19 protein-coding genes are annotated in these 26,622 nt (G+C 47.7%); 4 read left to right on the forward strand and 15 right to left on the reverse strand.

The features are described from left to right. Positions 1 to 84 precede the first annotated feature (84 nt). Both H7T88_RS05680 and H7T88_RS05685 read right to left on the reverse strand, forming a co-directional pair. Positions 85 to 702: a hypothetical protein gene (locus H7T88_RS05680; protein WP_221787581.1), complete on the reverse strand. Its 618-nt coding sequence runs from the start codon at positions 700 to 702 to the stop codon at positions 85 to 87. Between the two features lie 184 nt (positions 703 to 886). Continuing rightward, positions 887 to 3,358, reverse strand: a complete 2,472-nt coding sequence (locus H7T88_RS05685) for an S-layer homology domain-containing protein (RefSeq protein WP_260510736.1) — start codon at positions 3,356 to 3,358, stop codon at positions 887 to 889. 207 nt (positions 3,359 to 3,565) lie between these two features. Here H7T88_RS05685 and H7T88_RS05690 point away from each other — a divergent pair, with 207 nt between their 5' ends. Beyond that, positions 3,566 to 5,905, forward strand: a complete 2,340-nt coding sequence (locus H7T88_RS05690) for an AraC family transcriptional regulator (protein ID WP_221787584.1) — start codon at positions 3,566 to 3,568, stop codon at positions 5,903 to 5,905. 20 nt (positions 5,906 to 5,925) lie between these two features. Next, positions 5,926 to 7,581 carry an extracellular solute-binding protein gene (locus tag H7T88_RS05695; protein WP_221787586.1) on the forward strand — a complete coding sequence of 552 codons (1,656 nt, stop codon included), beginning with the start codon at positions 5,926 to 5,928 and terminating at the stop codon, positions 7,579 to 7,581. A gap of 323 nt (positions 7,582 to 7,904) precedes the next feature. Here H7T88_RS05695 and H7T88_RS05700 read toward each other — a convergent pair whose 3' ends face one another. The 3 genes from H7T88_RS05700 to H7T88_RS05710 form a co-directional block, all read right to left on the reverse strand. After that, complete coding sequence (locus H7T88_RS05700; protein WP_154889812.1) at positions 7,905 to 8,087, reverse strand: hypothetical protein; 183 nt, start codon at positions 8,085 to 8,087, stop codon at positions 7,905 to 7,907. A 124-nt stretch (positions 8,088 to 8,211) separates the two neighbouring features. Beyond that, entirely contained in the window at positions 8,212 to 8,754 is a 543-nt protein-coding gene (locus H7T88_RS05705) for a hypothetical protein (RefSeq protein WP_221787587.1), read from the reverse strand. A gap of 262 nt (positions 8,755 to 9,016) precedes the next feature. Beyond that, on the reverse strand, positions 9,017 to 11,170 hold the full coding sequence (locus tag H7T88_RS05710; RefSeq protein ID WP_260510737.1) for a TerD family protein: 2,154 nt from the start codon (positions 11,168 to 11,170) through the stop codon (positions 9,017 to 9,019). Between the two features lie 476 nt (positions 11,171 to 11,646). On the opposite strand from H7T88_RS05710, the gene H7T88_RS05715 reads away from it, so the two are divergent. Continuing rightward, complete coding sequence (locus tag H7T88_RS05715; protein ID WP_260510738.1) at positions 11,647 to 12,744, forward strand: hypothetical protein; 1,098 nt, start codon at positions 11,647 to 11,649, stop codon at positions 12,742 to 12,744. Between the two features lie 142 nt (positions 12,745 to 12,886). On the opposite strand, the gene H7T88_RS05720 is transcribed toward H7T88_RS05715, so the two are convergent. Further along, positions 12,887 to 14,032 carry a response regulator gene (locus H7T88_RS05720; RefSeq protein ID WP_221787588.1) on the reverse strand — a complete coding sequence of 382 codons (1,146 nt, stop codon included), beginning with the start codon at positions 14,030 to 14,032 and terminating at the stop codon, positions 12,887 to 12,889. 153 nt (positions 14,033 to 14,185) lie between these two features. Between H7T88_RS05720 and H7T88_RS05725 the strand changes: the two genes are divergently transcribed. Further along, a complete protein-coding gene (locus H7T88_RS05725; RefSeq protein WP_260510739.1) occupies positions 14,186 to 17,344 on the forward strand; it encodes a hybrid sensor histidine kinase/response regulator in 3,159 nt (1,052 codons plus the stop codon). Positions 17,345 to 17,445: 101 nt separating this feature from the next. Here the strand turns inward: H7T88_RS05725 and H7T88_RS05730 are convergent, their stop codons facing one another. The 9 genes from H7T88_RS05730 to H7T88_RS05770 form a co-directional block, all read right to left on the reverse strand. Continuing rightward, on the reverse strand, positions 17,446 to 18,951 hold the full coding sequence (locus H7T88_RS05730) for a malate:quinone oxidoreductase (protein ID WP_090923461.1): 1,506 nt from the start codon (positions 18,949 to 18,951) through the stop codon (positions 17,446 to 17,448). Between the two features lie 405 nt (positions 18,952 to 19,356). After that, the gene (locus tag H7T88_RS05735) at positions 19,357 to 20,139 is read right to left on the reverse strand and encodes an ABC transporter ATP-binding protein (RefSeq protein WP_221787589.1); all 783 of its coding nucleotides are present in this window, start codon (positions 20,137 to 20,139) and stop codon (positions 19,357 to 19,359) included. Beyond that, positions 20,136 to 20,936: an ABC transporter ATP-binding protein gene (locus H7T88_RS05740; protein ID WP_221787590.1), complete on the reverse strand. Its 801-nt coding sequence runs from the start codon at positions 20,934 to 20,936 to the stop codon at positions 20,136 to 20,138. Before H7T88_RS05740 ends, H7T88_RS05735 begins: the two co-directional genes overlap by 4 nt. After that, a complete protein-coding gene (gene nikC, locus H7T88_RS05745) occupies positions 20,933 to 21,787 on the reverse strand; it encodes a nickel transporter permease (RefSeq protein WP_221787591.1) in 855 nt (284 codons plus the stop codon). Before nikC ends, H7T88_RS05740 begins: the two co-directional genes overlap by 4 nt. Further along, a complete protein-coding gene (gene nikB / locus H7T88_RS05750) occupies positions 21,784 to 22,731 on the reverse strand; it encodes a nickel ABC transporter permease (protein WP_154889796.1) in 948 nt (315 codons plus the stop codon). The genes nikC and nikB overlap by 4 nt, the downstream gene beginning before the upstream one ends. Next, positions 22,731 to 24,302: a nickel ABC transporter substrate-binding protein gene (gene nikA, locus H7T88_RS05755; RefSeq protein ID WP_221787592.1), complete on the reverse strand. Its 1,572-nt coding sequence runs from the start codon at positions 24,300 to 24,302 to the stop codon at positions 22,731 to 22,733. Before nikA ends, nikB begins: the two co-directional genes overlap by 1 nt. Positions 24,303 to 24,489: 187 nt before the next feature. Then, the gene (locus H7T88_RS05760; protein ID WP_221787593.1) at positions 24,490 to 25,653 is read right to left on the reverse strand and encodes an immunity 26/phosphotriesterase HocA family protein; all 1,164 of its coding nucleotides are present in this window, start codon (positions 25,651 to 25,653) and stop codon (positions 24,490 to 24,492) included. Positions 25,654 to 25,760: 107 nt separating this feature from the next. Next, positions 25,761 to 26,093, reverse strand: a complete 333-nt coding sequence (locus H7T88_RS05765) for a hypothetical protein (protein WP_139168924.1) — start codon at positions 26,091 to 26,093, stop codon at positions 25,761 to 25,763. Then, positions 26,093 to 26,605: a hypothetical protein gene (locus H7T88_RS05770; protein ID WP_221787595.1), complete on the reverse strand. Its 513-nt coding sequence runs from the start codon at positions 26,603 to 26,605 to the stop codon at positions 26,093 to 26,095. The genes H7T88_RS05765 and H7T88_RS05770 overlap by 1 nt, the downstream gene beginning before the upstream one ends. Positions 26,606 to 26,622: the final 17 nt, after the last annotated feature.

Here is a 26,622-nt window from a genome sequence, read left to right on the forward strand (position 1 = left end):
TCTTACAGTTACATTATCATAATACCATTATATTACATATCCATACAATGATAAGCTTCCCGTCCCTATGAATACTTCTTTTTCTTATTTGGTGTCCATTACAAGCTCGTATCGATCAAAAATCCAGCCGCTCCTGATCTGCTCAGCAGCCTTCTCGCTAATACGCACAGAAGGTTTTTGCACGCGCGACCCATCTGGTTCAGGCACCGAAAACCGCAGCAGTTTTGTTCTGTTTTTAATCTCACTCACCAGTTCTTCGTACAACTTATATATGGAAGGCCGATATTCCCTGATATCCTCATACGTATAATCTGTTCCTTCTCCACTTTCGGCTTGAATTCGGATATCTTTAGGAAGCGAAATCATAATGCTAGGCAGCTCATCCACAGCCCATTGCTCATGATACGGGAAACTGATGCCTTCATTTCTGACGAAAAACCCAGACATCCCCTGATCCATAGTAAGTACGATGGAATATACAAAGTGCGGGAAGTAGTCCGCCACCTTCTCATTAGCTACATAGTAATCATAAAATTGCTCATACGCCTGAAGCACCTGTTGTTTGTCGTATGAGGTCCGGGCATAGTTCGTTGATACAAACGAAGCTTCTCGATCCTTAAACAGCTTCAGGATCTCACCCCACTCTTCCGGTGTGATCCAAAACTTGATTTTGTAGAATCCACTATTAGTCAGTCGACTCAAGTTATCCCCGCCCTTTACGTAAGTTATATTCGTACAGGTAATAATCCATATTTTACTACAAACTCGGATGACATAGATGTCTACAGCATCATTCACAACAAAAAAAAACGAAACGGCTCGCATATGCGAACCGCCCCGGCAATCTTAATCGATCATAGTAGGATGAGATGGGATGAGATTTGAATTACAGACCTGCAATCAATGATTTGATTGTGCTGTCGCTTTCCAGCGCACGGATGATGATCGTTACCGCTTCAGCGCGAGTTGATTTGCCGTTTGGCGCGAACTCGGAAGCTGTCAATCCATTAACCAGCTTCGCGGATGAAGCAAGTTCAATCGCTTCAGCAGCCCAGTTATCGGATTTCACATCGCTAAAGCTGATTTTCGTACCTGTTGCAAGTGTGTTCAGATCCAGTACACGAGCAATGATGGTAACCATCTCGGCACGAGTGATCGTTGCGTTTGGCTTGAAGGAGCCATCCGCATATCCGCCGATTACACCTTTTTCTGCCAATGTACCAATGTATCCAGCTGCCCAGCTTGTGTTTGTATCTTTGAAGCTGTTGGCTGCTTTATTCTCACCAAGGCCAAGTGCACGGGCAATCATAGCTGTGAATTCAGCACGCGTTACAGAGGCATTTGGCTTGAATGTGCCGTTCTCATATCCGTTGATGACACGTAGTTTCAATGCAGCATTAATATTTTGGTTAGCCCAATGTGTAGAGATATCACTCATCGCCAGTTGTTCATTTTTCGTTGCTTCAATCGCTGCATTAACATTGTTCAATACGTCAGCTTGGCTGACAACATCCGATTTGAACGGATTAGTGGTTCCGCCACCAGGATTTGTAGTATCCTTAACAGCAAGAGCAACACGGTCATTTTGATACACTACCTCAGTTGTATATTTGCTTGGCAGACCTTTCACTTCTACCGATGCAAATTTACCATTCAGTTTGTTTGCATCAAATTTGATCAAAGTGAAGTTGCCTTGTGCAGGTACATAATTATTGTCAAAGTTCACTTGCAGCTTACCGTTCGCATTCACTGTACCTTTGACATCCAATACATCACTCGCAGTACTCACATTCAGCTCCAGCGTTCCGCTTGAGGCTTGTGTGAAGTCACCTTTAATGTTCCATTTACCCTCAACTTTCTCTGCAACCGTACCGCCATTATTCATGACAGAGCCAGCACCAAACGCATTAGCTGAATTACCTTCCAATGTACCTGCCTTAATCTCAGTACCTCCAGAATAGGTGTTGTTGCCTTGCAGATGAAGAACACCACTACCTTCTTTGGTTAGCTTGCCTGTACCAGAGATGTCATTGCGCCATGCGTCTTTTGCGTTAAATCCACCTTTCGCCGCATCCATAACCACGGTTACATCGGTGTTAAATGCGCCATATCCATCTGCTGCCGCGAAGAGGTTAAGACGTCCCCAACCTTCAGGATCATCCAGTACCGGATAGCCTGATGCAATACCTGTAGTCGCCAGTACCGCGCGACGTTGTTGATCGTTCAGGTAAGGCTGTCTTGTTTCAATGAGTACTTCCGCACCTTTAGGCACTTGTACTACCTCCGTTGTGGAGCCGATTTGCGGGAATCCATACGTCATGCGCTCTGTGAATTCGGATTTATTGCGAGCATAGTTGGTAAAGCGGTCTTTACTTATGCCCGTCTCTTTCAAAAGAATTTCATGTGCTTGAGCATATGCCTGCTCTTTCAACTCTTTATTATCCGGATCATTCAGTGCAGATGCTGCAAATGCCGTTGCCAGCACACGGCCGCCCATCACATCCAGAGGGGAGTGCATACCGGCTACAATTCGGTCATCACCCATTTCAGAAGCACGAGTCATAAGCTCCTGGTAACGTTCAGGCACAGCGTAAGCAAGAGCAATAGCTGCAAGGTAGGACGCATTCGTGTGACCGCTCGGGAAACCACCATCCGTCTCCGGTTTGCTGCTCTGCACAGCAACCAGCGAAGGTACGATCAGTTGTTCACCCTGCCAGCGGAACGGGCGCTTATATTGGTAGAACATTTTCGCCTGTTGTGTTGAAGCGTAATCACCGCGAACTTTGCCGATCAGATCCACCATTTTTCCCAACTCGGAATTGGAATCCCCTGCTTTGTTGGAATCGTTTTTATCCGAATACTTGGTTGTCGCCGCATCTGCCGGAATACTTGTAATGGAAGTAAACGTGCCCGACTTTTCCCGATATACACCGGCCAGTTTTCCCAGACCCTCAACCGCGCCATAGGATTGATTCGTACGGTCTGTATAGTACGCAGCATCCTCGTCCGCTTTGGAACGTGTTTTAGCACGTTGTGCCACATAATCAATGTTGTAGTCCAATACGGCGCTATTTAGCTTCGTACCATTATCCCATGCACTTCCTGGTGTCCACAGGTCGAGGAACTTGGATAACGTGCCGATCGCCGGATTGCTGGATACCGTCATATTATCCGGTTTGTTATTTTTGTACGTGTCTACGAAGTAACCCCATGCCGGTTGCTTCGGTAAAGCCACGGTATCATTATTCTGTGCTGCGAGTGCGGCGCCTGGTGCAATAGAACTTGTCAGAACGACCAAACCTAGAGCAGCAGTGAACAATCTTTTCTTGTTTTTGTTTGTAGCAACTTTTGTTTTCAAATCATGTCGACTCCCATCGTTTAATAGTTGGTCTCGGTACGGTCTCAATGTAGCATTGGGGCCGCAAAACCAGCAATAAAACAATTTCGTCATTGTATCAATTTCGACGCAATATCATAAATCCTCAACATTTTACATCAAGTTAATATAAATCGTGAACCTTACTGAATTCGGGTAGTGTATAATTTGGGCCGGGAGGAATGTTTGATGAAAAAGTGGAGCTCTGCATGGGCGGGACTAGCCCTGTCTTATGGTTCAATCGTCATCGTTATTGTGCTGCTGATCTGCTCATTTTTCTATATCTATTTCTCACGCAGTTACAATGAAGAATTAAGAAATAAGAATCAGCTGATTCTTGAAAATACAGCACGTACTATTGAAGGAACCGTACTCAAGCGGGTGCAACAGATGTATGTTGACCTCTCTCTTAATAAATCAGCCAATATTCGTCTCTTTACCGATCAGGAGGATCGAAATGAATTAAATCAGGTGGTAGACCTGCAAGAACTGCTCAAAGCCAAGGTTGCCGCCAATACCGATATTGTTCAAGGCATTCATCTCTATTATCCTGCACGTAATATTATGCTCTCCTCGCTCTATGGACTGCGCTATAAAGCAGATCAGAGCGAAGGGTCTGTGTATTATGCGGACTGGCTTCAGGAGATGCGCACCAGTAAACATAACAGCCTGTGGACGCCAGTACGTCATATTCCAAAGGACATTTTCTCCAGTCAGACAAGCGAGAATACCAATGGTTTGTTCACGTATGCGCACAGCTATCCTTTTCGCTCAACAGGAGAAACCAGTGATGTCATTATCGCCATAGATGTCAAAGAAGAGGCCGTGAATGCAATCATTGAGAATATGATGCCTTCCCAGTATCAACATACCGTAATCGTCAACGCTGCCGGGAATGCAGTGAGTCGATTGCAAGAACAAAGTGCCGGACAGTCTGATATGTACACCGCAAGTCTGAAGAAGACGCTTGAGCTAGGCCACGCCAAAGGTAGCTTCGACGAGAAGATTGGCGATGCACCATATGTGGTTTCCTATCAAACGTTACCATCGACTCAGTGGATGATCTACAGTGCTACGCCATCCAGCTACTACTATGAACAGTCCATCATGATCCAGAAACTTATTCTCGGGATCTGTCTCATTGCGCTGTTGATCGGGCTGATTTTATCCGCTGTGCTTGTACGCGCGAATTATAGTCCGATCAAACGACTGGTGGGCCGCATTAAGGATCTTTCTGGGACTACATCTCATCAGGTTACCAATGAATTTCGCCTGATCGATAATGCCTTTCTTCATCTCAAAGAACAAGTGAATCATCTCGAAGAGACTGTACATGCGAACAGTGCGGCTGTAAGGCACAAAGCTGTGCTTAACCTTTTGCAAGGTAATCCGGAACACAGGCCATGGAAAGAGGAACGTGCTGCTCTCGGTATCGCAAGACAATACAAGGAATACTGCTGCATGCTGATGAATACCGGTTCAGCGATTGCTGAAAGTGGCTCATCGAAACAGCCTGAGACCATTGCCAAACTGATGCATGGGCTGGAATGTTTGTCCTTGCAAGATAGCCGTCTCATTGCAGAAGAACTGCCAGATAATCGATTTGCCGTCATTCTCTGTACCGATGTGGCTTCAGAAGCATTATTGGACAAGTTCGCCGAGCTACTGCTCGCAGAGACACGTCAGCAGCTACAACCAGACATTCAGCTGTCTACAGGCTGTTGGGTCAAGGATCTACGTGATATTCATCAGAGCTTCAACGAAGCGCAAGCTTTGATGAAATATGCTTATCTTTTGCCAGAGCTGCACATTCTGAAAGATCACTCCCTGCTTCAGCGTGAGCACAGCCTGGATGAAATTCCGCAGACTTTGCTTGCCAAGTTCAGAGACAAACTTCAGAGCAGGCAACTTGATGAGGCTGTAGGCACCATCGAACAAGTGGTTGAACTTATGCGGGAAGGACAGTTCCCTGCGGATTATTGCCATTTTATCCTGTCAAATATGGTGTTTATCTACTCGGATGCAGCCAAGAACGTGCGTTATAAGCACCCGTTGCAGTTCGGACACCCTGATCTGTATCACGAATATACCAATCTGCATGATATATTGGCATACCGTAGCTGGCTGACAGCATCGATCACTACATTTATAGAAGAAACCGAGAATCGTAACAGTGATCGAGCCGTCTCCACCATCGAGCTGGCGAAGCAATATATTGAAGCCAACCTTTCGGAAGACCTCTCACTTGAGGCTGTTGGAAGCAAGGTATTCCTTAGTCCCAAGTATCTGAGCAAGCTTTTTAAGGAAGAAATGGGTGTCACCTACACCGACTATGTAACATCAAGGCGGATGGAGCAGGCCAAGCTGTTGATTGAAAACAACAACATGACCATTGACCGGGTTGCAAGCTCGGTTGGTTACGGCACAACCGCCTATTTCATTAAACGTTTCAAAGAAATGTACGGCTGTACACCGGGCAATTATGTACGCAATCTCTCTTCGGCAGCAATATCCGAAGCCGGATCATAAGGATGAGGAGGATGGATCGGATGAAGGTGAAGGAACAGCAGGCAGGAGCGAAAGTTCCTTATCGCTATCGAGTGTTTCTGACTACGGCACTGCTGACGTTGGCGGGCGTTATTCTTGGCGGCTGTAATCTGCTGACCGGACCCAGTGCTGTAGTCGAATCAGAACTGAACGGCACGCCATCCTCTCCTTCGGGCAAAGCCAAATATCACATCTCGTGGACGTTGCATCAGAATCTGCCCGTTCCGCAAGATGCCGAGATGTTGAAACAGGTGGAAGAGCAATTTGATGTAGATCTGGACATCTGGAATATGGAAAACAACAAATATGAGTCGCTTCTCGATATGAGGCTGGCTCAAGGTAACATTCCCGACCTCTTCCGTATTCGTCAGCCGCAGGATTTGTTGAAATATCAGCAGCAAGGGGTGCTTGCCGAGATTCCGGTAGAGACGTTGAAACAATATGCCCCAAATCTCATGCGTATTATCCATGAACAAGCCCCGGCCTATGAACATGCAGGAGTTATAGACGGGAAGTATTACGGCATTCCTGTCATCAATCCAACGAACATCTACCGTACACCGGTGGTATATCGGCAGGATTGGCTGAACAAGCTGGGTTTGTCCGTTCCGCAGACGCTGGCGGAATTCGAGAAGGTTATCTATGCATTTACCTTTGATGATCCCGACGGCAACGGCATCCAGGACACGTATGGTTTATCTAGTGAAGGCATGAATGTGGTATTCGGAGCCTTCGGTCAGATTGTTTTTGCAGATCAACTATACTTCGGCACGAAGGATGGGAAGAAAGTTATTGGTGCGTTGCAGCCCGATATGAAGGAAGCACTGACCTATCTGCGGAAATGGTACAAGGACGGTGTAATCGATCCCGAGTTTGTCACTGGCGAGAATAAAGGCGGTTACAAACATCTGTCTCATGCGTTTATTAACGGTAAAATCGGGATGACCTCGATGGGTAACTACTACCACTGGATTCAGGATGGCGATTATGAGGATTGGCATGCTGAACGTGACGGTAAAGTGGTGAAAAGTCCAGTCCAAGCAACCTTTAATGTAAAAGAACTAACGGCCAAGTTCCCTGAAGCTGGGGTCACATTAGGCCAACCCTTCATGGGACCTCACGGACAACGTGGCTCCAAAGGAAATGACATGTTAATGAGCTTCACTGCCATCGGAGCGGATGCGGTCAAGGAGCCGGGCAAGCTGGAGATGATCCTGCGTATTTTGGATGAGGTTAGTGCAAGCCCTGATCCAGATAAAGCAACAAGCATGACCTATGGCGTGCAAAATAAACACTGGGTCTGGACACCGGGCGAGCCGAAAAACATCGTCATTATGCCGCCATATGACACCATGTTCGGGTATCAGAATACGATTGGTGCCAATATCGGCATGACGGTTCCGCTGAAAGAGACGGGAGAACGGGAGCAATGGGCTTCAACGCTACACCTCGATCAGAACGGCATTTATAATGCGCTGGAGGTCGCCACACCCGCACTGTCTAAATATAGCGATTCGTTGATTCGATTGAAGAACAAAGCCTATATCTCATTTATTACAGGTGAGCGATCACTCCGTGAATTCGATGAGTTTGTACAGGAGTTCATGTCTGCAGGCGGTGCAGAAGTGGTGAAAGAAGCGAATGCGTGGAAGCAGTAGGGGAATGAGGAGGAAGTTTCTCGCAGGCGTGCCGGGGCAGCTTGTGAAGGGAAAGTGACGCAGCAGGATTGAAAGGTGAAAAAATCCATTTCAGTGAGGTTTAAGACACACCTAGGCAACACGCTCAACTCTAACGATCACCAGTGACCTTATTAGGCTGATTTTCACACATTTAGAAATCTAACGATCTCCAGCGACGCTATTTCGGCCAAAATGCATTAAAGATGATGATTTTCCACTGAAAAAACGCAAATAGCGTCATCTGTGATCGTTAGCCGCTGTCCAAAGCTTCGGGGACTGGATCTTAGCTAACTTATGCATCTCTAGACCAGCTGAGGGAGAAGAAGCAATAGAATACACAACATCACCGTCAGAATTGCAAAACAAACTCCAGCCCACATAACATATCCTTTGGGTGCCTGAGGATTAATCACTTTACACATAAAGTAAATAAAGAAATAGCTAACCAACGCAAACAACACCAAAATGACAGGGGTAATAGTCATACTTCACGCCCCTCCTTCTTGGCCACCGTCAAATATGCCCAATCTTCTCCACGCTTAATCGGACTGTTTACATCTTCTTGAAACTTGATGACGGCCTCGTCATACTGCTGTTTCTGCGCTTCGCTTAGACTCGCAACGTATCGCTGCCTCGCCTGTTCAAATTGCGCATCGTCCCATAGCGATAGTAAAAATAAGGGCTGAAAATTCTATTTGCCTCTATCACACCTTGAGGATCAGATATAAGCTGCTCGATTAATAGAATCTCGTGTTGTGTAATGTACTCCATCATCGATAGGAGGCTGCCCTCGAATGCCTCTTTCCCCAATAATTCATACCACTTTATCTCCGAATGCTCATAGTAACTTTCCGGCAGTCCTGTGTAGGACTTATGCTTGATATGCGTAACTTTACAGTGCAGCATAACTTCTATACTCGTTCCTGCTGTATTATGTCTATTGGCCTGCAAATAGATGGATATCAACAATTTCCTCGTTTTCATCTCCAGGGCTTTGCGGGATTTGACAATCTTGAAGCCAGCGAGTGGCAACAAGCTCTGCAATGATTTTAATGTGAACTCGATCAATTCAGTGGACGATGAATGCTCGTTAAATGCATACTGGCCGAGAATGGAATCCACGCTTGTATTTTGACTTGAGTTATTATTCATGTAGATTAGATCACCCCTTATAGTCACGCCAAAGTTACTATAAAATGGAACTCATCGTCAAATGAAGTCATGTTAACATGACTCTCCCATTGATATGTTCCTGCATAGCTTCTGAACCAGCCTAAAAAAGAGCAGCCTTATGACTGCTCCTTCTTCACCAGTTGTGCTAATTGTGCTCGCACATACATACTCATGGACTTCCAACACAACACAGTACCTCACATTACCCAATCCACTCCAAATCATGCCGTCCTTGTACGGATCAAGCCAGATATTCCGCCATAATCTGCTCGATATCATACGGTGTCACACCTTCATCGACCGCATAGATCGTATCGGCCTGCTCCTTCGTATCCACCAGTTCACCTCTCGCCTTGGCGTGCAGCATGAACAAGTCATACAGGTGAGGTTTGCGTAATGAGGTCATTGCTTTCCCCATCAGCACGATGCCTCCCCGATTGCCTTCCACATTGTTGTAATAGTCCGGGTACCTTGTCAGCGCCAGATCCGTCCAGATGATCGTACGATCAACCAGATCCAGAATGACGGGAATTGCGATCTGCGTATCCGCCGTAATATCAATCTTGTTCTCCACCGTGGATGGTTCATAGATTTCGCCCGAGCCGGGTTTCTTACGCATCATCCAGCCTGCAAAACATTCCGGCAAGTTGCAGTACGGATGGCTGGTGAAGGAGTGAAGTGTGGTCACCACATACCTTCCGCCATAATTCACAATCGAAGGGATATGCAGGTCAATAAACTCACTCGCCCCATAAGGTGCAGTCACAATATCCCCGCTATGGACAGCCTTATATTTCACAGACTTCAGATTCGTATATGAGATATGTTCAACATAGTTCCAGTCCTTGTCATACATGATCGCAGACAGGTCAATATCCACACGCCCTGTAGGCGTACCATCGACCTCGCCCTCTTTCCACCAACTGAAGAAACGAATTGTGTCGCCCTCTCCCATCGGGATACGGCTTCCTCTCACAATCGTCCGTAAGGCTTTGCTCGCGGATCGTTGTGAAAATGGAACCAGATAATGTCGCATCCGCTCATCCACATACGTCTTCCCGAGGGAAGGGAATTCAGCGAATCGTGTGATCAGGGCCTGCTCGCATAATTGCACCACTTCCTGACAGACTGCTTCATTCAGCTCTGGCAGCTCATTTGGGATGCCAACCGCCTTGGCCACATTGCCTTTCGGGAAAAAGACCCGCATTTTTGACGCTTCATTCCGCTGTGCGAAATGCTGTCTCACCTGTAATAACACTGGCGTAGACACCTGTGCAGCGACCTCTCCAAAAGCAAGCAGCACATATTCTTCATTGTCTGTAATGCGCAGCATATGATCCAGCTTCCGCGCAAATTCACCCGGACGCTGGGACAACAGGTCAATCAGGCTCCAGATATTCCGATACTGGAACGCGAGCTCTACGCTACCGTTAAAGGTTGTAAACGACTTGTTATTTCGCAGGATATCGAAGGCTTCCTGGCTCCGCGGATACCGTAGCTTGTATTCGGATGGGTGCAAAATCTCCCCCAGCCGAATCCAGCGATCCTTGTAGCGCAGCATATCCTCCGTGATGGAGCCGCATTGCTCCAGTAAACTGAGGAGCAAGCGGCGCTCACGGCGTTTGAATTTACGGAAAGGCGTGGCGGTTGCCAGACTGACGTCCCCCTCCGACCAGGATACTGCCAGTCGGAGTACATCGCTTGCCGTTTTAAAATAATTCCCGATACGTTCCATGCTTGCCAGTTCATTTTTCAATAACACCGCAACAACGAACCCTACATTCTCCTTAAACGGAATCTCCTCCGGTAGTATGGTCTCGACCTCGCTCGGATCAGCGTGTTTCAACGCTTGTTTGATATCTTTTTTGTCCGTATCCGAGATGGAGCCATTCGCTTCGATTACCTGACGGATCAGCTTCTGGAACGCTTGCTTGTTCCCCAGATCGATGATTCTCAGCTTCGTTTGCTCCAGGAAAGGAGACCGCGCGCCAGCAGCCATAGCCGAAAGCTCAAAATCACCCAGCGTATGATGTGTCAGGTAATAAAAAACAGCATTCAAGTACAGCTCCGCTTCGTCTGCTTCCATCACCTGCTCCGGGAATCCCGCATACATCGGTTTGTATTTCACATGGGCACCGACCATCACTTTCAGGTCTTCTACCAGCTGCCCAATCAATGCTGCAAATTGTTCTTCGGACAGCGTCCGCAATGCCTGCATCAGCTCATTGGAGAAGGTAAACCCAAGTGACTCTATATTTTTGAGCGCTGTTGCCAGAAGATTTTTGGGCAATCGATGCACCCTCTGTTGGTCAGGCTCGATCATTAATTTGCCGGCTCTGCGCACATAGATACTGTTCATTTTTATATTGCTGTAATTTACATCTTTATTGTTCATGATCAAAGAGTCCAGGAAAGCCATATCCCTAATTAACATTTGGTGGTTAGCTTGAGAAGGAAGGAATATGATAGCCTGGACGCCTCCTCTCTGATTTGAAATCTTCAGGAGAGCGGCGACCCTAATAATCTCCAATGATGTAGAAGGAAGGACCGCCATAGCCTGAAGGCCAAGAGTTCGAGGTTCCGAAGTTCGTCACCCGAACCTTTGGTGAACTCATCATCTCAGATTTTGGCATCTATGAGCAGGGCAAAAGTATTACGACATGAATTTATACAGAGGGAGTGCTCGAACGGGTGTCGAATAGGATGCAAAGAATAGAAACCAGAGAGTACAATGAAGAGCGAGGCAGAAGTACAGGAATCAACGTATTTATGAAACGAGGTTATCCGAAAATGAGACTCCACACTTTATATAATGATTATATTCGTCTTAAATTCCATCTCCCCCCGGAACCCACACACGGAGATATGATAATGGCATTTGGTCAATATGAGGATGACAGTGCAGCGTTATTCTTTAATGATCACCCCGAGGAAACCTTCTCAAGCTGGATCGTCCGATTACGTCCGAAAGACCCCTACTATGGATCAAAGCCAGACTGGAAGCCCGTATTAGCTGAAACGTTTGAGCAACTTAATGTATATGATGAGATGATTCTGTACTACCTGCTATTCACGATTAATAGCACACTATCCATCAATACACACAACACCTACAGCGAGATGAATGATGTGATGAAAAAATATAGCTTCCTCCAGCTGTCCCATTTGCATGACATAACTTGTTTAAAGACTTCACAGAAGCAGTCGCTGCGCGACTTTTTCTTCTTTATCTATCTCTACGCTCATCCGGTGAATGATGAGACTTTATACGCCTGTACATTTGACCAACAACGTTTGATTCATACCAATACGGGCATTCCACTCGAGGATTATTTCGTTGCTTATTATAATCACTACACCACACATCGCGACGAGCACGCGGAACATATCGTGATCTCAGCAGACGAGATTCAAGCCTGCAAAGCGTTAACTCTGGAGCTGTTACAGGTCATTGAGGGACGTTCCCCCAAGTTAATCATACCTTCTATTAAAAGTTTGGAGCCCGCCATTCAACTCATTAACGATGTCGATGGAATGCTCAAGCTATACAAGGATGATCCTGCGGCGTTTTGCCAGATCATTAGAGATTTGCTCGCTGATGTCATGATGGAGGTGACGTGTGAGACAAACGCTAGTGCTGATTCGGATTCCGATACCACTGCCAATACGGATACACTGGGAGTTGCCGCTGAAAGTGCTTCGGTGAACTCCAGATCATATCGTGATTACTGTTTTACCGTGTTGCTTCAAAATTACGCTTCATATATCCTGTTCTTTGATTTCAACGAAATTCGAGTGCTCATAAATGCTTTCCAGGATACCCCCATGGAATGCCGTTTCATCATCAGCAAAATGTTCACAGACACCATTTTTCTCAATAAGATCATACGCCAGCAAGAGATTGATCTGAACGAGTATCCCGAGGTGACCCGATTTTTTAATGAACAGGCTACGGAGTGGTTTCTGTAGTACCCCTGCAACGAGTAACAATGAGTAACAAGTACTCTTGGCAGTGTCGTTGGTATAAAAAAAACAGCCTCATTCATGAGGCTGTCACAAGGTACAACACATTGATTTTTTCCATACGCCAAATATCCCAGTGAGCAGATGCTCATATATTCCTGGTTTTCCATTCCCGATACCATGATTCCACTTCGGGGCCAGGGTCTACTCCTGCCTCTTGTTGTAATGCTGCTGCCAATTGATGATACTGAGCAACCACCGGCTCTTTATTGCCTAACCGATCATACAACTTCATTAAAGAAAGGCTGACCTCCTCCATCATCGGATCAAATTGTTGCATCTGGTGATACAACATCAGGGCTTCATTGGGGTGTCCTGATTCAATGTAGTATTGCGCCAGCTTCAGCGCATGATTCTGCCAGAGCGCATGCAATCGCTGACGTTCCAGTTCCGCCCACGCGTAATCACCCTCACCGAAATACTTGCCTTCATATTGATCCGAAACATACCGATGCTCGGCAAGTGTAGACGGCGATAATGAAGGCAATCGGTTAAGACGGCTCTCCCACTCTTCCGCATCAATCCGGAGTTCGCCAGTTTCCAATATATAACCAAATTGTTGATAGCGTACCGAAATTCGGTCCTCACCCATGAATTCGTTCAGCATACCACGTAAGCGATGAATGCCACTGTGCAGGTTCGTTATACCTCTCCTCTCATCGAGCTCCGGCCATAACAGCTCAAGCAGGGTGTCACGCTTGATCGGTTTATTGCGATGATGGAGCAAATACGCGAAGAGTTCTCTGATTTTGGTCGTTCTAAACTTCAGATGTTTGGGCGCCTCATTCGGATGCAACTGCACCTGGAGCATTCCCAAGCAACGAATTAACATTCCTCGCTCCGCTGTGTCTTCGATCACGTCCATTGGTGCCGGTACAGCCCTGCGCTGATACATCTTCATCGTTTTATCCAAACGATTCCTTGTTACGGGTTTCATAATATAGTCCAGCACTTCAAGACCATAAGCTGTTAGTGCATGTTCGTTATAGGCTGTTGTGAAAATAACTTCTGTTCTTGGAGATACCTCATGAATTCGTTCAGTTGCTTCAATTCCATTCATCCCCGGCATCTCAATATCCATGAAAACGAGGTCAGGCAAATGTTGCTTAATTTGCTCTATCGCTTCTTCTGCCTTCAAAAAAGAACCGATGACCTCGCAATCCTCTCTCTCAACTAACAATTTATTTAACCTGCTCAGAGCGAGATTTTCATCATCTACCAAAATCACTCTCATATGCACAGCCCTCCGACTCACTTGATGATCCTTTAATCTATAATTTTACCATAAACTTTGGATTGCGAACGCTATCAATTTGGTAATACGTCTAAAATTCGAAATAAAAAAAGGGCGCTCATCGAACACGACGGTGCAGGAGTTAGACGAAACTTGTCGAAATTAAAATCTGCCATGAAACCAATAACCAATATAAAAATACCTAGATATGTCGTGTTGTCCCTTGTCTTTTTAACCATTTTACTTAGCTTTCGCTGGATATGGTCCGCCTCTTTTGTTATACCGGATCATCCAGAACCCGTTCGAGGCGTGTTGGATCTTCGCGGTTGGGATTTTGCTGACACTTCCCCGATCTCTCTGGATGGAGAATGGGGATTCACAACCCATGCATTGATTTCTGGCGGAGAAGATAAACATACGAATTCAGATATGGGGTCGGACAAGCCTTCCACCTGGGTCCAAGTGCCGGGTGACTGGCGCAAGGCGTTACAACCACCTTCTGCTTCGTCATTCGGATATGGAACGTACCAGCTTCGTATACTGCTCGACCCTTCGGTGAAGGAAATATCCCTCTGGGCTCAGAAAATTCAAACCTCATCCATCATTGAGATCAACGGAACGGTTGTTGCCCAGTTTGGTCAACCTGCCAGCGATGCCGAAAGCTATCAACCAGAAAGGACTGCATTTGTAACTTCCTATGCACTAGATGGGACAAATGAACTCACTCTACTTGTGCAGACAGCCAATTTCGACGATCCATTCAGTGGAGGCATTACGCGTTCTCTATACTTGGGTTCTCCTGAAGCCATCGGAAGTGAGCGAGGTTTATCGATTGATTTGCAGAAAATTACGTTCGCTATACTGCTTCTACACAGCCTGTATGCCTTTGTCATGTTTCTGTTTATCCGGAAGCAGCGGGCACTGCTCACGTTCTCGTTGTTAATACTGGCCACGGCCTTAACGGTGGTCTCTGACCATGACGGGCTGTTATTAAACTGGCTGCCACTGAACTTCACTTGGATGGTTAAAGCCAAGGCGATTTCATATGCTTCATTTGCGCTTTTCCTTCTTATGCTGGCCAGAAGCTTTGCGAATCCGAATCATGGGCGAAAGCTCTTTCTTGCATATGCCGGTATTGTAGGAGGATATCTATTATTTTTGCTCCTTGCTCCCGTAACGCTTGTGTACCAAGCACTTCATACTCAAATTCCTGATTTCCTGTATTTGTTCGCCATTGGTTGGTCTGTGCTCCTGTTCTTCAAAATGGCCGCAGCCAAACAAAGCGACGCAAGCTTTCTGCTCTTTGCAGCAATGAGCAGTATGTCCAGTGTGCTGTGGGGAATTGTAAACTCACACAACGAAATCACCAATGTGTATTATCCGATCGATGTTATTGCTGCCATATTTGGCTTTGCGGCCTACTGGTTCAGGAAATATTTCCGCAATGCCACTGAAATTGAAAAACTGTATGAACAGCTCAAAGTGGAAGACCAGCAAAAAGATCAATTCCTGGTGAACACCGCGCATGAATTGCGCACTCCCCTGCATGGGATTATTAACATTGCCGAAAGTATTGCGGTGCGCGAACAGCGTCAATCCGGAGGACAACATACGGAAGACATGAAACTGCTCGTCAATATCGGGAGACAGATGTCGCAATTGATTGATGATCTTCTGGATGTCATTCGTCTGAGAGAAAAACGCATCATATTGCAGAAAAAACCGTTATCCCTCGCCTCTGTCATATCCGGCGTCATTGGTATGTTCCGATTCATGGCGGAGGGCAAGCGAGTCCAGATCATCGTAGATACACCCGAGGGATTACCGCTTGTTCAGGCAGATGAGAGACGACTTGTTCAGATCTTGTACAATCTGCTGCATAACGCGCTCAAATTCACGGATGAGGGTACCATTACCGTATCGGTCAGGGCAGATAAAGATAGCGTCATTATGCAAGTTTCGGATACGGGCACGGGAATTAGCGAGGAGTTACAAGAACGAATATTTGAAGCTTACGAGCAAGGTACTGCTCAAGCACGTTTGAGTGGTGGGATTGGGCTCGGGTTAAGTATCAGCAAACAGCTCACAGAGCTTCATGGTGGTGAACTTACCGTGCAGTCCGTGCTGGGACAAGGATCTACTTTTCAAGTTTCGTTGCCACGAAAAGATACACCTGCCTTAACCGAACAGACCGATCAGACGGAGCATTCGCGATGGGGTGTCCAGCATCTGAGTGAGGTCGCTGTGAGCCTAGATGAAGAGCAACATCCTGTGAACCCCGTCATACCTGGGAAAACTACTGCTCGCATTCTCGCTGTCGATGATGATCCGGTCAACTTACGTGTACTCATCTCGATGCTGTCGAATGAACCCTATGATATACAACCTGCCACTTCAGCGTTAGAAGCCCTGGAATTACTAAATACGCAGTCATGGGATTTATTAATTGCCGATGTGATGATGCCTCATATGTCCGGTTATGAACTGACAGAGAGCGTGCGTAAACGTTATTCCGTATCGGAGCTTCCTATTCTGTTGTTAACGGCCCGAAACGAACCTGCTGATATTTATGCCGGATTCATGGCGGGTGCTACTGATTATGTGACCAAGCCTGTTGACGCTGTAGAGTTGAGACATCGCATTGGTTCATTGATTGTGTTGAAACAATCGATTGATGAGAGATTGCGGATGGAAGCCGCTTATTTGCAGGCACAGATCCAGCCTCACTTCCTGTTTAACACACTCAATTCCATTATGATGCTCAGTGAGATCGATACAGATCGAATGCAGCGATTGGGGGATGCTTTTATCGAATATTTGCAGACCAGCTTCCACTTTGTGAATTCGGAGAAAATGGTGGAGATCACCCACGAGATAGACCTTTCGAAAGCCTATCTCTACATTGAGAAGGAACGATTCGCAGAACGATTAAACGTAGTCTGGGACATTCCAGAAGACATCGATGTGATTCTTCCTCCACTCACGATCCAGCCGCTGATTGAAAATGCTGTTCGCCATGGTGTACTCAGCCAAGTGGACGGTGGGACGGTATGGATCCGCATCGTTGCCCAAACCACGGGCACACTGATCGAGATCGAAGATAACGGCTCAGGCATGCATCCGGAGCAGATTGAACGAGCGCTCGCATGGCCTAAACCGAATCCGTTAAAACCTGGAGGCATTGGTTTAACCAATACCCATCGGCGCTTGAATCAGCTCTATGGACAAGGGTTAAAGATCGTCAGCTCCCCTGGGCAAGGGACGAAGGTTTCCTTTTTTATCCCTGACCAGACCGAAATGGATTCGTTATAAGTTCATTTTCGGGAAAACTAAACCATAAAAAGCTGAGCCTGGACTTGATCCGGGCTCAGCTTTTTTGATTCATTTCCTGGCTTCATGAAGCACTTTATCCATTACACATGCAATGCTTGCTTCTCATCCGACAACCCCAGCGATTTCGCCGTAGACAGATTCACCTCACGTAATAGATCGAGGTTCTCTGCAAGCGAGATGCCGTAAGACGGGATCATCTCTTTGATCTTTGGTTCCCATGCCTTGATATTCTGCGGGAAACAACGTTCCAAAATCTCCAGCATGACTTGAACCGCCGTCGAAGCACCCGGCGATGCGCCTAGTAATGCCGCAATGGAGCCATCTGCCGCAGTTACAACTTCGGTTCCAAATTGCAGTGTGCCTTTGCCGCCCTGAACGGTGTCCTTGATCACCTGCACACGCTGACCTGCCAGCACCATATCCCAGTCCTCACTCTTCGCACTCGGCACGAAATCACGCAGTTCCTTCATGCGTTGTTCCTTCGTTAACATGAGCTGTTGAATGAGATATTTGGTGAGTGAGAGTTCCTTCACACCCGCCGCAAGCATTGTTAAGAGGTTATGCAACTTCACCGAAGCAATGAGGTCTGCATTCGATCCGGTCTTCAAGAACTTCGGTGAGAAACCGGCGAAAGGCCCAAACAGCAGTGACTTCTGGTTGTCGATGTAACGTGTATCCAGATGCGGTACGGACATCGGTGGAGCACCTACGGAAGCTTTGCCATATACTTTGGCATGATGCTGTTCCACGACTTCTGGATTTTTGCAGACCATGAAGATCCCGCTTACCGGGAAGCCACCGATATGTTTACCTTCCGGAATACCGGACTTCTGGAGCAGGTGCAGACTTCCGCCGCCCGCGCCAATGAAAACAAATTTCGCCCGATGACGTTCAACAGCTCCACTCGTCAGATTTTTCACGGTCAATTCCCATGACTTATCGCTTTTGCGTTTAATGCTCTTCACGCTATGTTTATAGTGGACTTCCACCTTTTGTTCCTGTAGATGTTTCAGTAGCATACGCGTTAAAGCACCAAAGTTAACGTCCGTACCGGAGTCAATCTTGGTCGCCGCTACCGGCTCGCTACTTGTGCGGTCTTTCATCATTAGCGGCATCCACTTCGCCAGCTCTTCCCGGTTGTCCGAGAAATCCATGCCTGCGAACAGCGGATGGTTTGACAAGGTGTCGTACCGTCTTTTCAGAAACTGCACATTACTCTCGCCATGCACGTAACTGAGGTGAGGAATCGGCATAATGAAGTCCCTCGGATTCCGAATCAGACGACTGTTCACCAGATAGGACCAAAATTGCTTGGAAACCTGGAATTGCTCGTTCACCTTAATGGCTTTGCTAATATCTACGGTTTTGTCTGGTCGTTCAACAGTATAGTTAAGTTCGCACAGCGCAGCATGCCCGGTTCCGGCATTGTTCCACTCATTCGAGCTTTCTTCTCCTGCCGTGGCAAGCTTCTCAAAAACCTTAATATTCCAGTCTGGTGCCAATTCTTTAAGCAAAGTTCCCAAAGTTGCACTCATAATTCCGGCACCGATCAAGATTACATCTGTACTCGTTTGTCCCTGGCTCATGTCTACCGTCCTTATATCCTATATTTGCCAAAAGGATGTAAGCGTTATCGATTTGGCATTGGCTGCAAGCCCACTCTTCGAGGGTTCACGCCTTGTCTGAATGAATATAACCTTGAACTAGTGTATCAATAATATGGAGCAATTTAAATATGCAATTTCAAGATATTTGCTATTCCCTCAGTATACGCTAGTTTGCCGCGGTTCGTTAGCCCGGTTATAGGCCTGAAAGATTTATTTGTTCAAAGCAAAGAAGGAACTTTGCATTCGCTAGGCAAACGGCCTGTTTTTAAAACATATGATTCGCTGTGAAAAAGAGTGCACAAAGAGCCGCATGCATCATAACCTTCGCATAACGGCTCTTATTATAGTAAGAAGTCAGTCCACACGCTCATACGCGCTATGTCTTCAGAATATCGAAATCAGTTCCTTCGTATACGGGTGGCGTTCCTCGGCGAACAACGCATCCGCGCCAAATTGGTCTACGATCTGTCCGGATTGCATCACGATAATTCGCTGGCTCATTCGGTGCACCGCCGCCAGATCATGTGAGATGAACACATAGGACAGGCCGAGAGATATACGAAGGTCGGTGAGTAGCTGCAGAATCGCTCCCTGCGAAATAACATCCAGACTGGCCGTCGGTTCATCCAGCACAACCACATCCGGCTCAATGCCGATGGCTCGCGCAATCGTAACACGTTGCCGCTGACCACCACTCAGCTCGTGCGGGTAGCGGTTCGCCAGTTCACTCGGCAGTTCTACGGCCTCCAGTAGCTGACGGATGTAAGCTTCTTTCGATGTATAGGTGAAGTGTGTGAGCTTCGCATCCCGACCTAGTTGCTCATAGGGATCGATCAAAGATGCTCCAATGGTAAGTTTCGGATTAAGTGCAGCCGAAGGATTCTGGAAAACAATCTGAATCTTGCGACGGTGCGGGCGCAAGCGGCGCCCATCCAGCCGGGCAATATCCTGCCCGCCAAGTTGAATCGAACCTTGATCCACGTCCTCGATGCGTAGCAGGCAGCGGGCCAGTGTGCTTTTGCCGCAGCCGCTCTCTCCGACAAGACCCAGGCATTCGCCGCGATTCAGGGTGAACGAGATAGCGTTGACGGCAGGATGTTCCGCACCAGCATAGGTGCGGGTGAGCTGTTCCACGTGTAACACGACTTGGCTGGCTTGGCTTCTCACTCCGCGCCCACCTCCTTCAAACCAGACTTCAATTCATTAGTCAATACGGGCGCTGCTTCAATTAATTGACGTGTATACTCATGCTGGGGATGATCCAGAATCCGGTGTTTGCCGCCTGATTCCACGATCTGCCCTTCTTTCATGACAGACAAGCGGTTCGCATATCGGCGCACATGCCGCCAATCATGCGTAATGAACAGGATCGCACAGCCCGTCTCGGCTTGCTTGCGTGCGAGTAGTTCCATTACGCGATGCGCGGACATGCTATCCAGCGCTGTCGTTGCTTCATCGGCAATGAGCAGACGAGGCGAGAGCATGAGCGATGTAGCAATGGATGCGCGCTGCAACTGACCGCCGCTCAGCTGAAACGGATAGCGGCGAAGCAGTTCCGGGCTGAGTCCAACAGACTCCAGCGCTTCTGCGGCACGCTTTTTACGGATCGTAGCAGACTTCTCGCCATGCACCTTCTGATATTCATCAAAGTGTCCGCCAATGCTGCGAAAAGGGGTAAATGCTCCCTGATAGTCCTGAAAAATATACGAGATATCGCGTCCACGCAGTGCACGCATCTCCTTCGGTTTCCGTTCGAGCAGATTACTGCCTTCGAACAGGATACGTCCAGATGCGCGCAGGTTGGGCGGCAGCAGCTGTCCGATCGCCTGCGAGAGCAGGCTCTTGCCACTGCCGCTCTGTCCCACGAGCGCCATGAATTCCCCTTCGCGGACGGCAAGGGACACCTGGTCCACAATCGTCCGCTCTTGGCTGAAGATGCTCAGTTCCTCGATAGAGAGGATCATGACTGCACCTCCTTTTTCACATCAAACCGATCTCGCAAGTAGTCGCCCAGCATATTCGCCAGTAGTACAACCGATACAATAGCCAGACCCGGAAAGACCATTAGTTCAGGTCTGGACTGGAAGTAAGGACGCGAGTCATTCAGCATCGCTCCCCATTCAGGTGTCGGCGGCTGTGCGCCTAGTCCGATGTAGGATAAGGATGAGATCAGCAGGATGATTTTGCCGAGATCCAGACTCGCCAGTACCAGCACATGACCTGCAATATGCGGTAGCAGATGTTTGGTCATGATTCGTGCATCGGACAGACCGTTGGTTCGGGCTACACGAATGTAATCCTTTTGCGACTCGGATAGGACAGTGCTTCGAACCAGACGCGCGTAACTCACCCATTTCACGATAACAATCGCCAGCACCAGATTGCCAATGCCTGCACCAAGCAGACCACTCAGTACAATTGCGACAATGGTGTCCGGAAAAGCCAGAAATGCATCTGCAATACGCATGAACAGCTTGTCGATCCATCCGCGTTTGTACCCTGCGATTAGACCAAACGGAATGCCGATAAGTAGTGCCGCACCGAGTGCAAGCAGGCTGTAACCGAGCGTCTGACCGCCGCCGAGAAGCAGACGTGTCAGCACATCACGGCCCAGATGATCGGTGCCAAGCGGATGAAGCGCGCTCATCCCTTGCAACCTGCTGCGCAGGTCGGTGAGGGTATGATCATGTTTCAGATATAGAAAGGCATACAGGGAGGCCGCGATAACCAGCAATGCAAACAGCATGCCGATGATGGCCTGCCAGCTGTGCTTTTTTGTTTTGGTTGACGGCATGCGCAGGGGTATCGTTTTCATCGGTGGGCCTCCCTTTCCTTCAATTTCATCTCTGGATTTAAATAACGGTAAGACAGATCTACCGCCGTATTCACCAGGAACACGACAACCGCCATAATCAGGATGTATCCCTGAATCAATGGATAATCGCGCTGGCGAATGGCATCCACAACCAGCTTGCCGATCCCCGGATAAGCAAATAGCACTTCAATTACCACAACGCCGCCAATCAGACTGCCCAGACTAACTCCAAATACGGTGATCACCGGGGGCAGACTGTGTCTGAACGCATGCAGGAAGAAGATACGCCCCTCCGAAAGCCCTCTGGCCCGGGCAGATCGCACAAACTCCTGGCTCAGAGAGTCCAGCAAGCTGGAACGTAAAAGACGCACATAAACGCTGGAGATGGCGAGTCCCAGCGTCAGTGATGGCAGAATAAGTGAGGTAAATCCGTCCCGTCCCATCGTGGGCAGACTGCCAAATCGCACGCCGAACAGGTCAATCAGGATGAGTCCCAGCCAGAAGCTGGGCACAGCTGCACCCAGAATAGACAAGATACGGCTCCCCTGATCAATCCAGCTGCCCCGATATAGTGCGGACAGGGAGCCCAGGGGGATAGCCACGAATAGCATGACCAGCAGTGACCCGATTGTCAGCTCGGCTGTTGCCGGAAGTGCGCGCATCAGTGTCTGCATTACCGGCTGACCTGTTGAATAGGACACACCGAAGTCCATCCGCACAAAATCAAGCAGCCAGCGGCCAAATTGCACGGGAAGCGAGTCATTGAAGCCCATTTCCTCGCGCAGTGCTTCAACTTGCTCCTTGCTCACCGATAATTCCTCAACATTCAGGATGGTTAATACCGGATCGCCGGGAGCAAGCCGGATGAACAGGAAACTCACGAACATAATGAAGAGCAGAAATACAAAAACCTCCAGAAACTTGCGAAGCAAAATGCGAAACATTACATCACATCCAGCTTGTTGGTAATCATGTAATATTCACTACGCGTGGTGACCCAGTTCTTCACCTTTTTGCCGTTGTAGGCCACAATCGTTGCTGGATGCAGTACAAACGAGTTCAGCACGTTATCATGCACATAATTGGCTGCTTTCTCTGCCAGCTCCGCGCGTTTCTGCGGTTCTACGGTAAGGTTCAGTTCGTCGATGATCTTGGTCAATGCAGGATCTTCCGATCCACTGAAATTCAGCGCGCCCTTCGGATGGTATGTCGCATTCAGATAATAACCCGCATCCCCGCGTGGAGCGGTCAGATTACTGTATGTAGCGATGTCCCAATCCCGGTTGGAAGCCATGTATTCTTCCGGTGCATCAATCTGACGAATCTGTACATCGATTCCGATCTTTTTCGCATCCGACTGGAACACTTGTGCAATGAGCGGCAGATCGGCGCGTGACGAATAGGTGAGTAGCGTCAGCTTCAATGGTTTGCCGTCTTTGGTCATTACGCCGTTTTGCTGGGTGTAGCCAGCTTCGCCAAGATACTTCACGGCCACATCTGAACCGGTCTCCGTTGTTGCATGTGTATATTTAGGTGCAAAAGGCAGTGATGGCAGGAACGGGCCAATGGCAGGCTCGCCGTAGCCAAGCAGGATCGTATCGACAATACCTTTACGGTCAATCAGCGCATCGAGCGCTCGGCGGACATTCACATCCTTGATGCTCTCCCGCTGCATATTCATCGTCAACTGGTGCACACGGAACGTGGATGTGGATTCAACTTTCAACCCGTCGATGGCTTTGAGAGATTCCAGACTTTCCACTTCCGGGCGGTAAACGACGTCTACTTGACCGGACTTCAGTGCAAGTGAACGGGCGTTAGCATCTTCATTAAACGAAAATGTTACGGAATCCAGCGGCGAAGCCCCGTCCCAATATCCGTCATATCTGCTCAGCTCCAGCTTGCTGCCTGCCGTGAAAGAAGTCAGCTTGAACGGGCCTGTACCGACAGGCTTGTTCACAATGTCCGGCTCACTAACGTCAATAATCGCCGTGTTCGGGTTCACCAGTTCGGATGCAAACTCAGGGAACGGCTCGGTCGTGGTGATCTCCAGCTTGTTCCCCTCGGCTTTGATCGTATCCACCTTCAATGTATTTTGGATGGCTACGTTCTCCTTCAACGCCCGCTCCAGAGATGCTTTAACCGCTTCCCCTGTCATCGGTTTGCCGTTCTGGAACGTCACATTGTCGCGCAGATTAATCGTCCAGTGCTGACCATCTTTACTCTCCCAGCTCTCGGCGAGCCACGGCGCAACGGTCAGATTGTCCTCATCCAGACGCAAGAGCGTTTCCGTAATGCCCGCACGCAGCGGCACATAACTTGAATCCACATGTGGATCAAGTGAACTGGTGGAGAAGTTATATAGGAAGTGAACGTTCTTATTCCCTTGGGTATTGGTATCGCCTTGCTCCGCCGGGCTAGATGTGGATGCTCCGCAAGCGGTAAGTAAGACTGCCGCACTTAGGGCCAAGGAGATTAGCGCCAGCAAAGGCTTCTTTTTCGTAAACAAGGTCATGCCCCTCTCTCATTATGTTTCATATGGTTGTTAATCGTAATCATTATCATCTAAACAATGAGTATTATCTTATCGTAATGATTACGTTTTGACAAGATATTTTTGGTTGATTGGACGCAAAAAATCCGTCTCACCAATGAGAGCGGATTTGGGATGTGTATGTTTTTGTATATGAGATGCGCAGGATTTAATTCTCACCATCTGTAGGGATGTGATACTTTCTTTTTACATAATCGATATACTGCAAGCGTGTCATAGCCCCTGTTTTCTGGCAAAATTCATCATATGTAATGTCTTCGGATAATCCAAATTCCGCCAATGCCAGTTTACGCTCCTTCGCATACTGCGGATGGGCCAGGTCCCTCTCATGCATACGCTCAGATGGCGGGCCAAAGCATTCGGTGGTCAGACCCGAGCAGACTCCGTGATTCATGAAATTCCGTTCCAGCCTAAACGGCGTTTGCTCCTCTGGTTTATGTAACGTGCCCAAGCCCCAGCTCAAACGGACTACACGCTCATTCGTCACGCTCGTTGTCGGTCCGTACCCTATAGGAAACAGGATATCCTCTTCCTCCAATGGTTTATGATACACAAACTCATATCCTCCGCGCAGAAAAAAGTCATCCATCACAATCCTCGTTGTCTCCGACATCGGGGCCGCCAAAATATCCTCTAGCGAAGGGGAACGCTCCGTTGTCTTCCATAAGAAGGGCCGTACAAATAGCGGCATGGTCATGACCGATCTCCAGATGCTTTGCTCGGAAAATAAATCATCCTTTTCCATCTGACGAAGGTTGCCAATCACAAGCACATACCCATCGGTATGCAGATCCAGCTCTACTCTGAAAATATCACCTGGCACCGCCTGATAACGTTGGTTTGGCATATTTTTCAACCGATCAAGCTTGCGGTCATAGTCATCTGGCACGGTGCCCGGAAAATGCTCCAGCCAGGAGATGATCTCTGCTTTGGATGTCATGTGGGAACAGTCCGAAATCGGTAGACTCACGCTGTTACGTTTATTATAAGCTGTAACGTAGCTCTTGCCATCATATGGACTGACTCCAGCGGAGAACGTAACACCTTCTGCCTTGAAGCCGGATACTGTGGTGTAGGTTAGTTTCTTCTCCTTGCCTCTGCTCGTTTTGGGCACAACAAATTGCCGATCTCGCACCTCAATATACACGTCCTCTTCCACATAACTCTCCGGCAGGCTCGATATTCGTTTACGAATAACGTCTCCATCAAAATAAATATAATAGCCATTCTTGATGTCTACCCTATCCCAGTGCGATTCAACAGGCTCAAGACCAACATATGCGCGGTTCTCATTGCTCAGCCATGCATCCACAAGCAAACTCTCCTTTCCAAAAGTAATACTTCCCTGTCTTTTTTATTAGCACTCATCTACGTAAAGAATGCCGTAGGAACCGGAGCTAGTTGACCAAGCCGACAACCCTAGAATATGTACAAAATAACTTCTTCACTGTCAAAAGCATTCGGTAAAATCCGCTGTAAATGCTCTACTCTACCTTTCATATACTCCAGATCGGCTCCCTCCAACCGCTGGATAGCCCACTCTCTCAAACGTTCCAATTCATCCAGTGCATCCCCAAGCTGATGAAAGGCAATCTCGGAGCCGTCCTGTATAATCAAGATGCCCAGTTCATGAATAGCTCTCTCCCAGTGCTCATCATAAAAGTCCTGAGTGGAGATATTCTCACTAAGCGTTAGTTCCGATTCCCGGTCATCTAGTTCTCCGCTGTATCTATACAGCCCCACCGACATCATTATCCCTCCAGCCCACTACAATCTATAAGATCCAAGGAATTATCGCTAATATCTTGAACGGGGATCACCAGAGTTCTCCAATACATTAGTGGATATGCTGCATTATCTACTTCCAGTTCACCCTTTCGTATAGTAAACGTCCCACCTCGTTCGAAGAATTTCAACATTGGCTCATGCAAATCAGCATTTTGAATCGCACCATCTACTCCTTGATCGATTAATTCGCACACTTCCAGATAGCTATAACAAATAGCCTTCATATAGACATTATGAAGTGTATCCAACTGGGGACAAGCACGGTACACATCAGCATCTATCTCTCTTCCAATCATCTTGGCAAAGCTAAATAGGGGATAACCATCTGGGAATAGGCTCAGCTTGTCTAGGAATACATTCACACGTCTTAGATACTCACTGATTAATATGTGATGTGAGTTTTGGGGAGAAAAGCTATCCATTTGAAACGAAATCGCAGACAAACGCTCGATCCCTTTAGCTAATGTAGCCCCCATATTGTTACCCCTCTCCT

Source organism: Paenibacillus cucumis (ex Kampfer et al. 2016) (assembly GCF_019748695.1).
In the GTDB taxonomy this organism is placed as follows: domain Bacteria; phylum Bacillota; class Bacilli; order Paenibacillales; family Paenibacillaceae; genus Paenibacillus; species Paenibacillus polysaccharolyticus.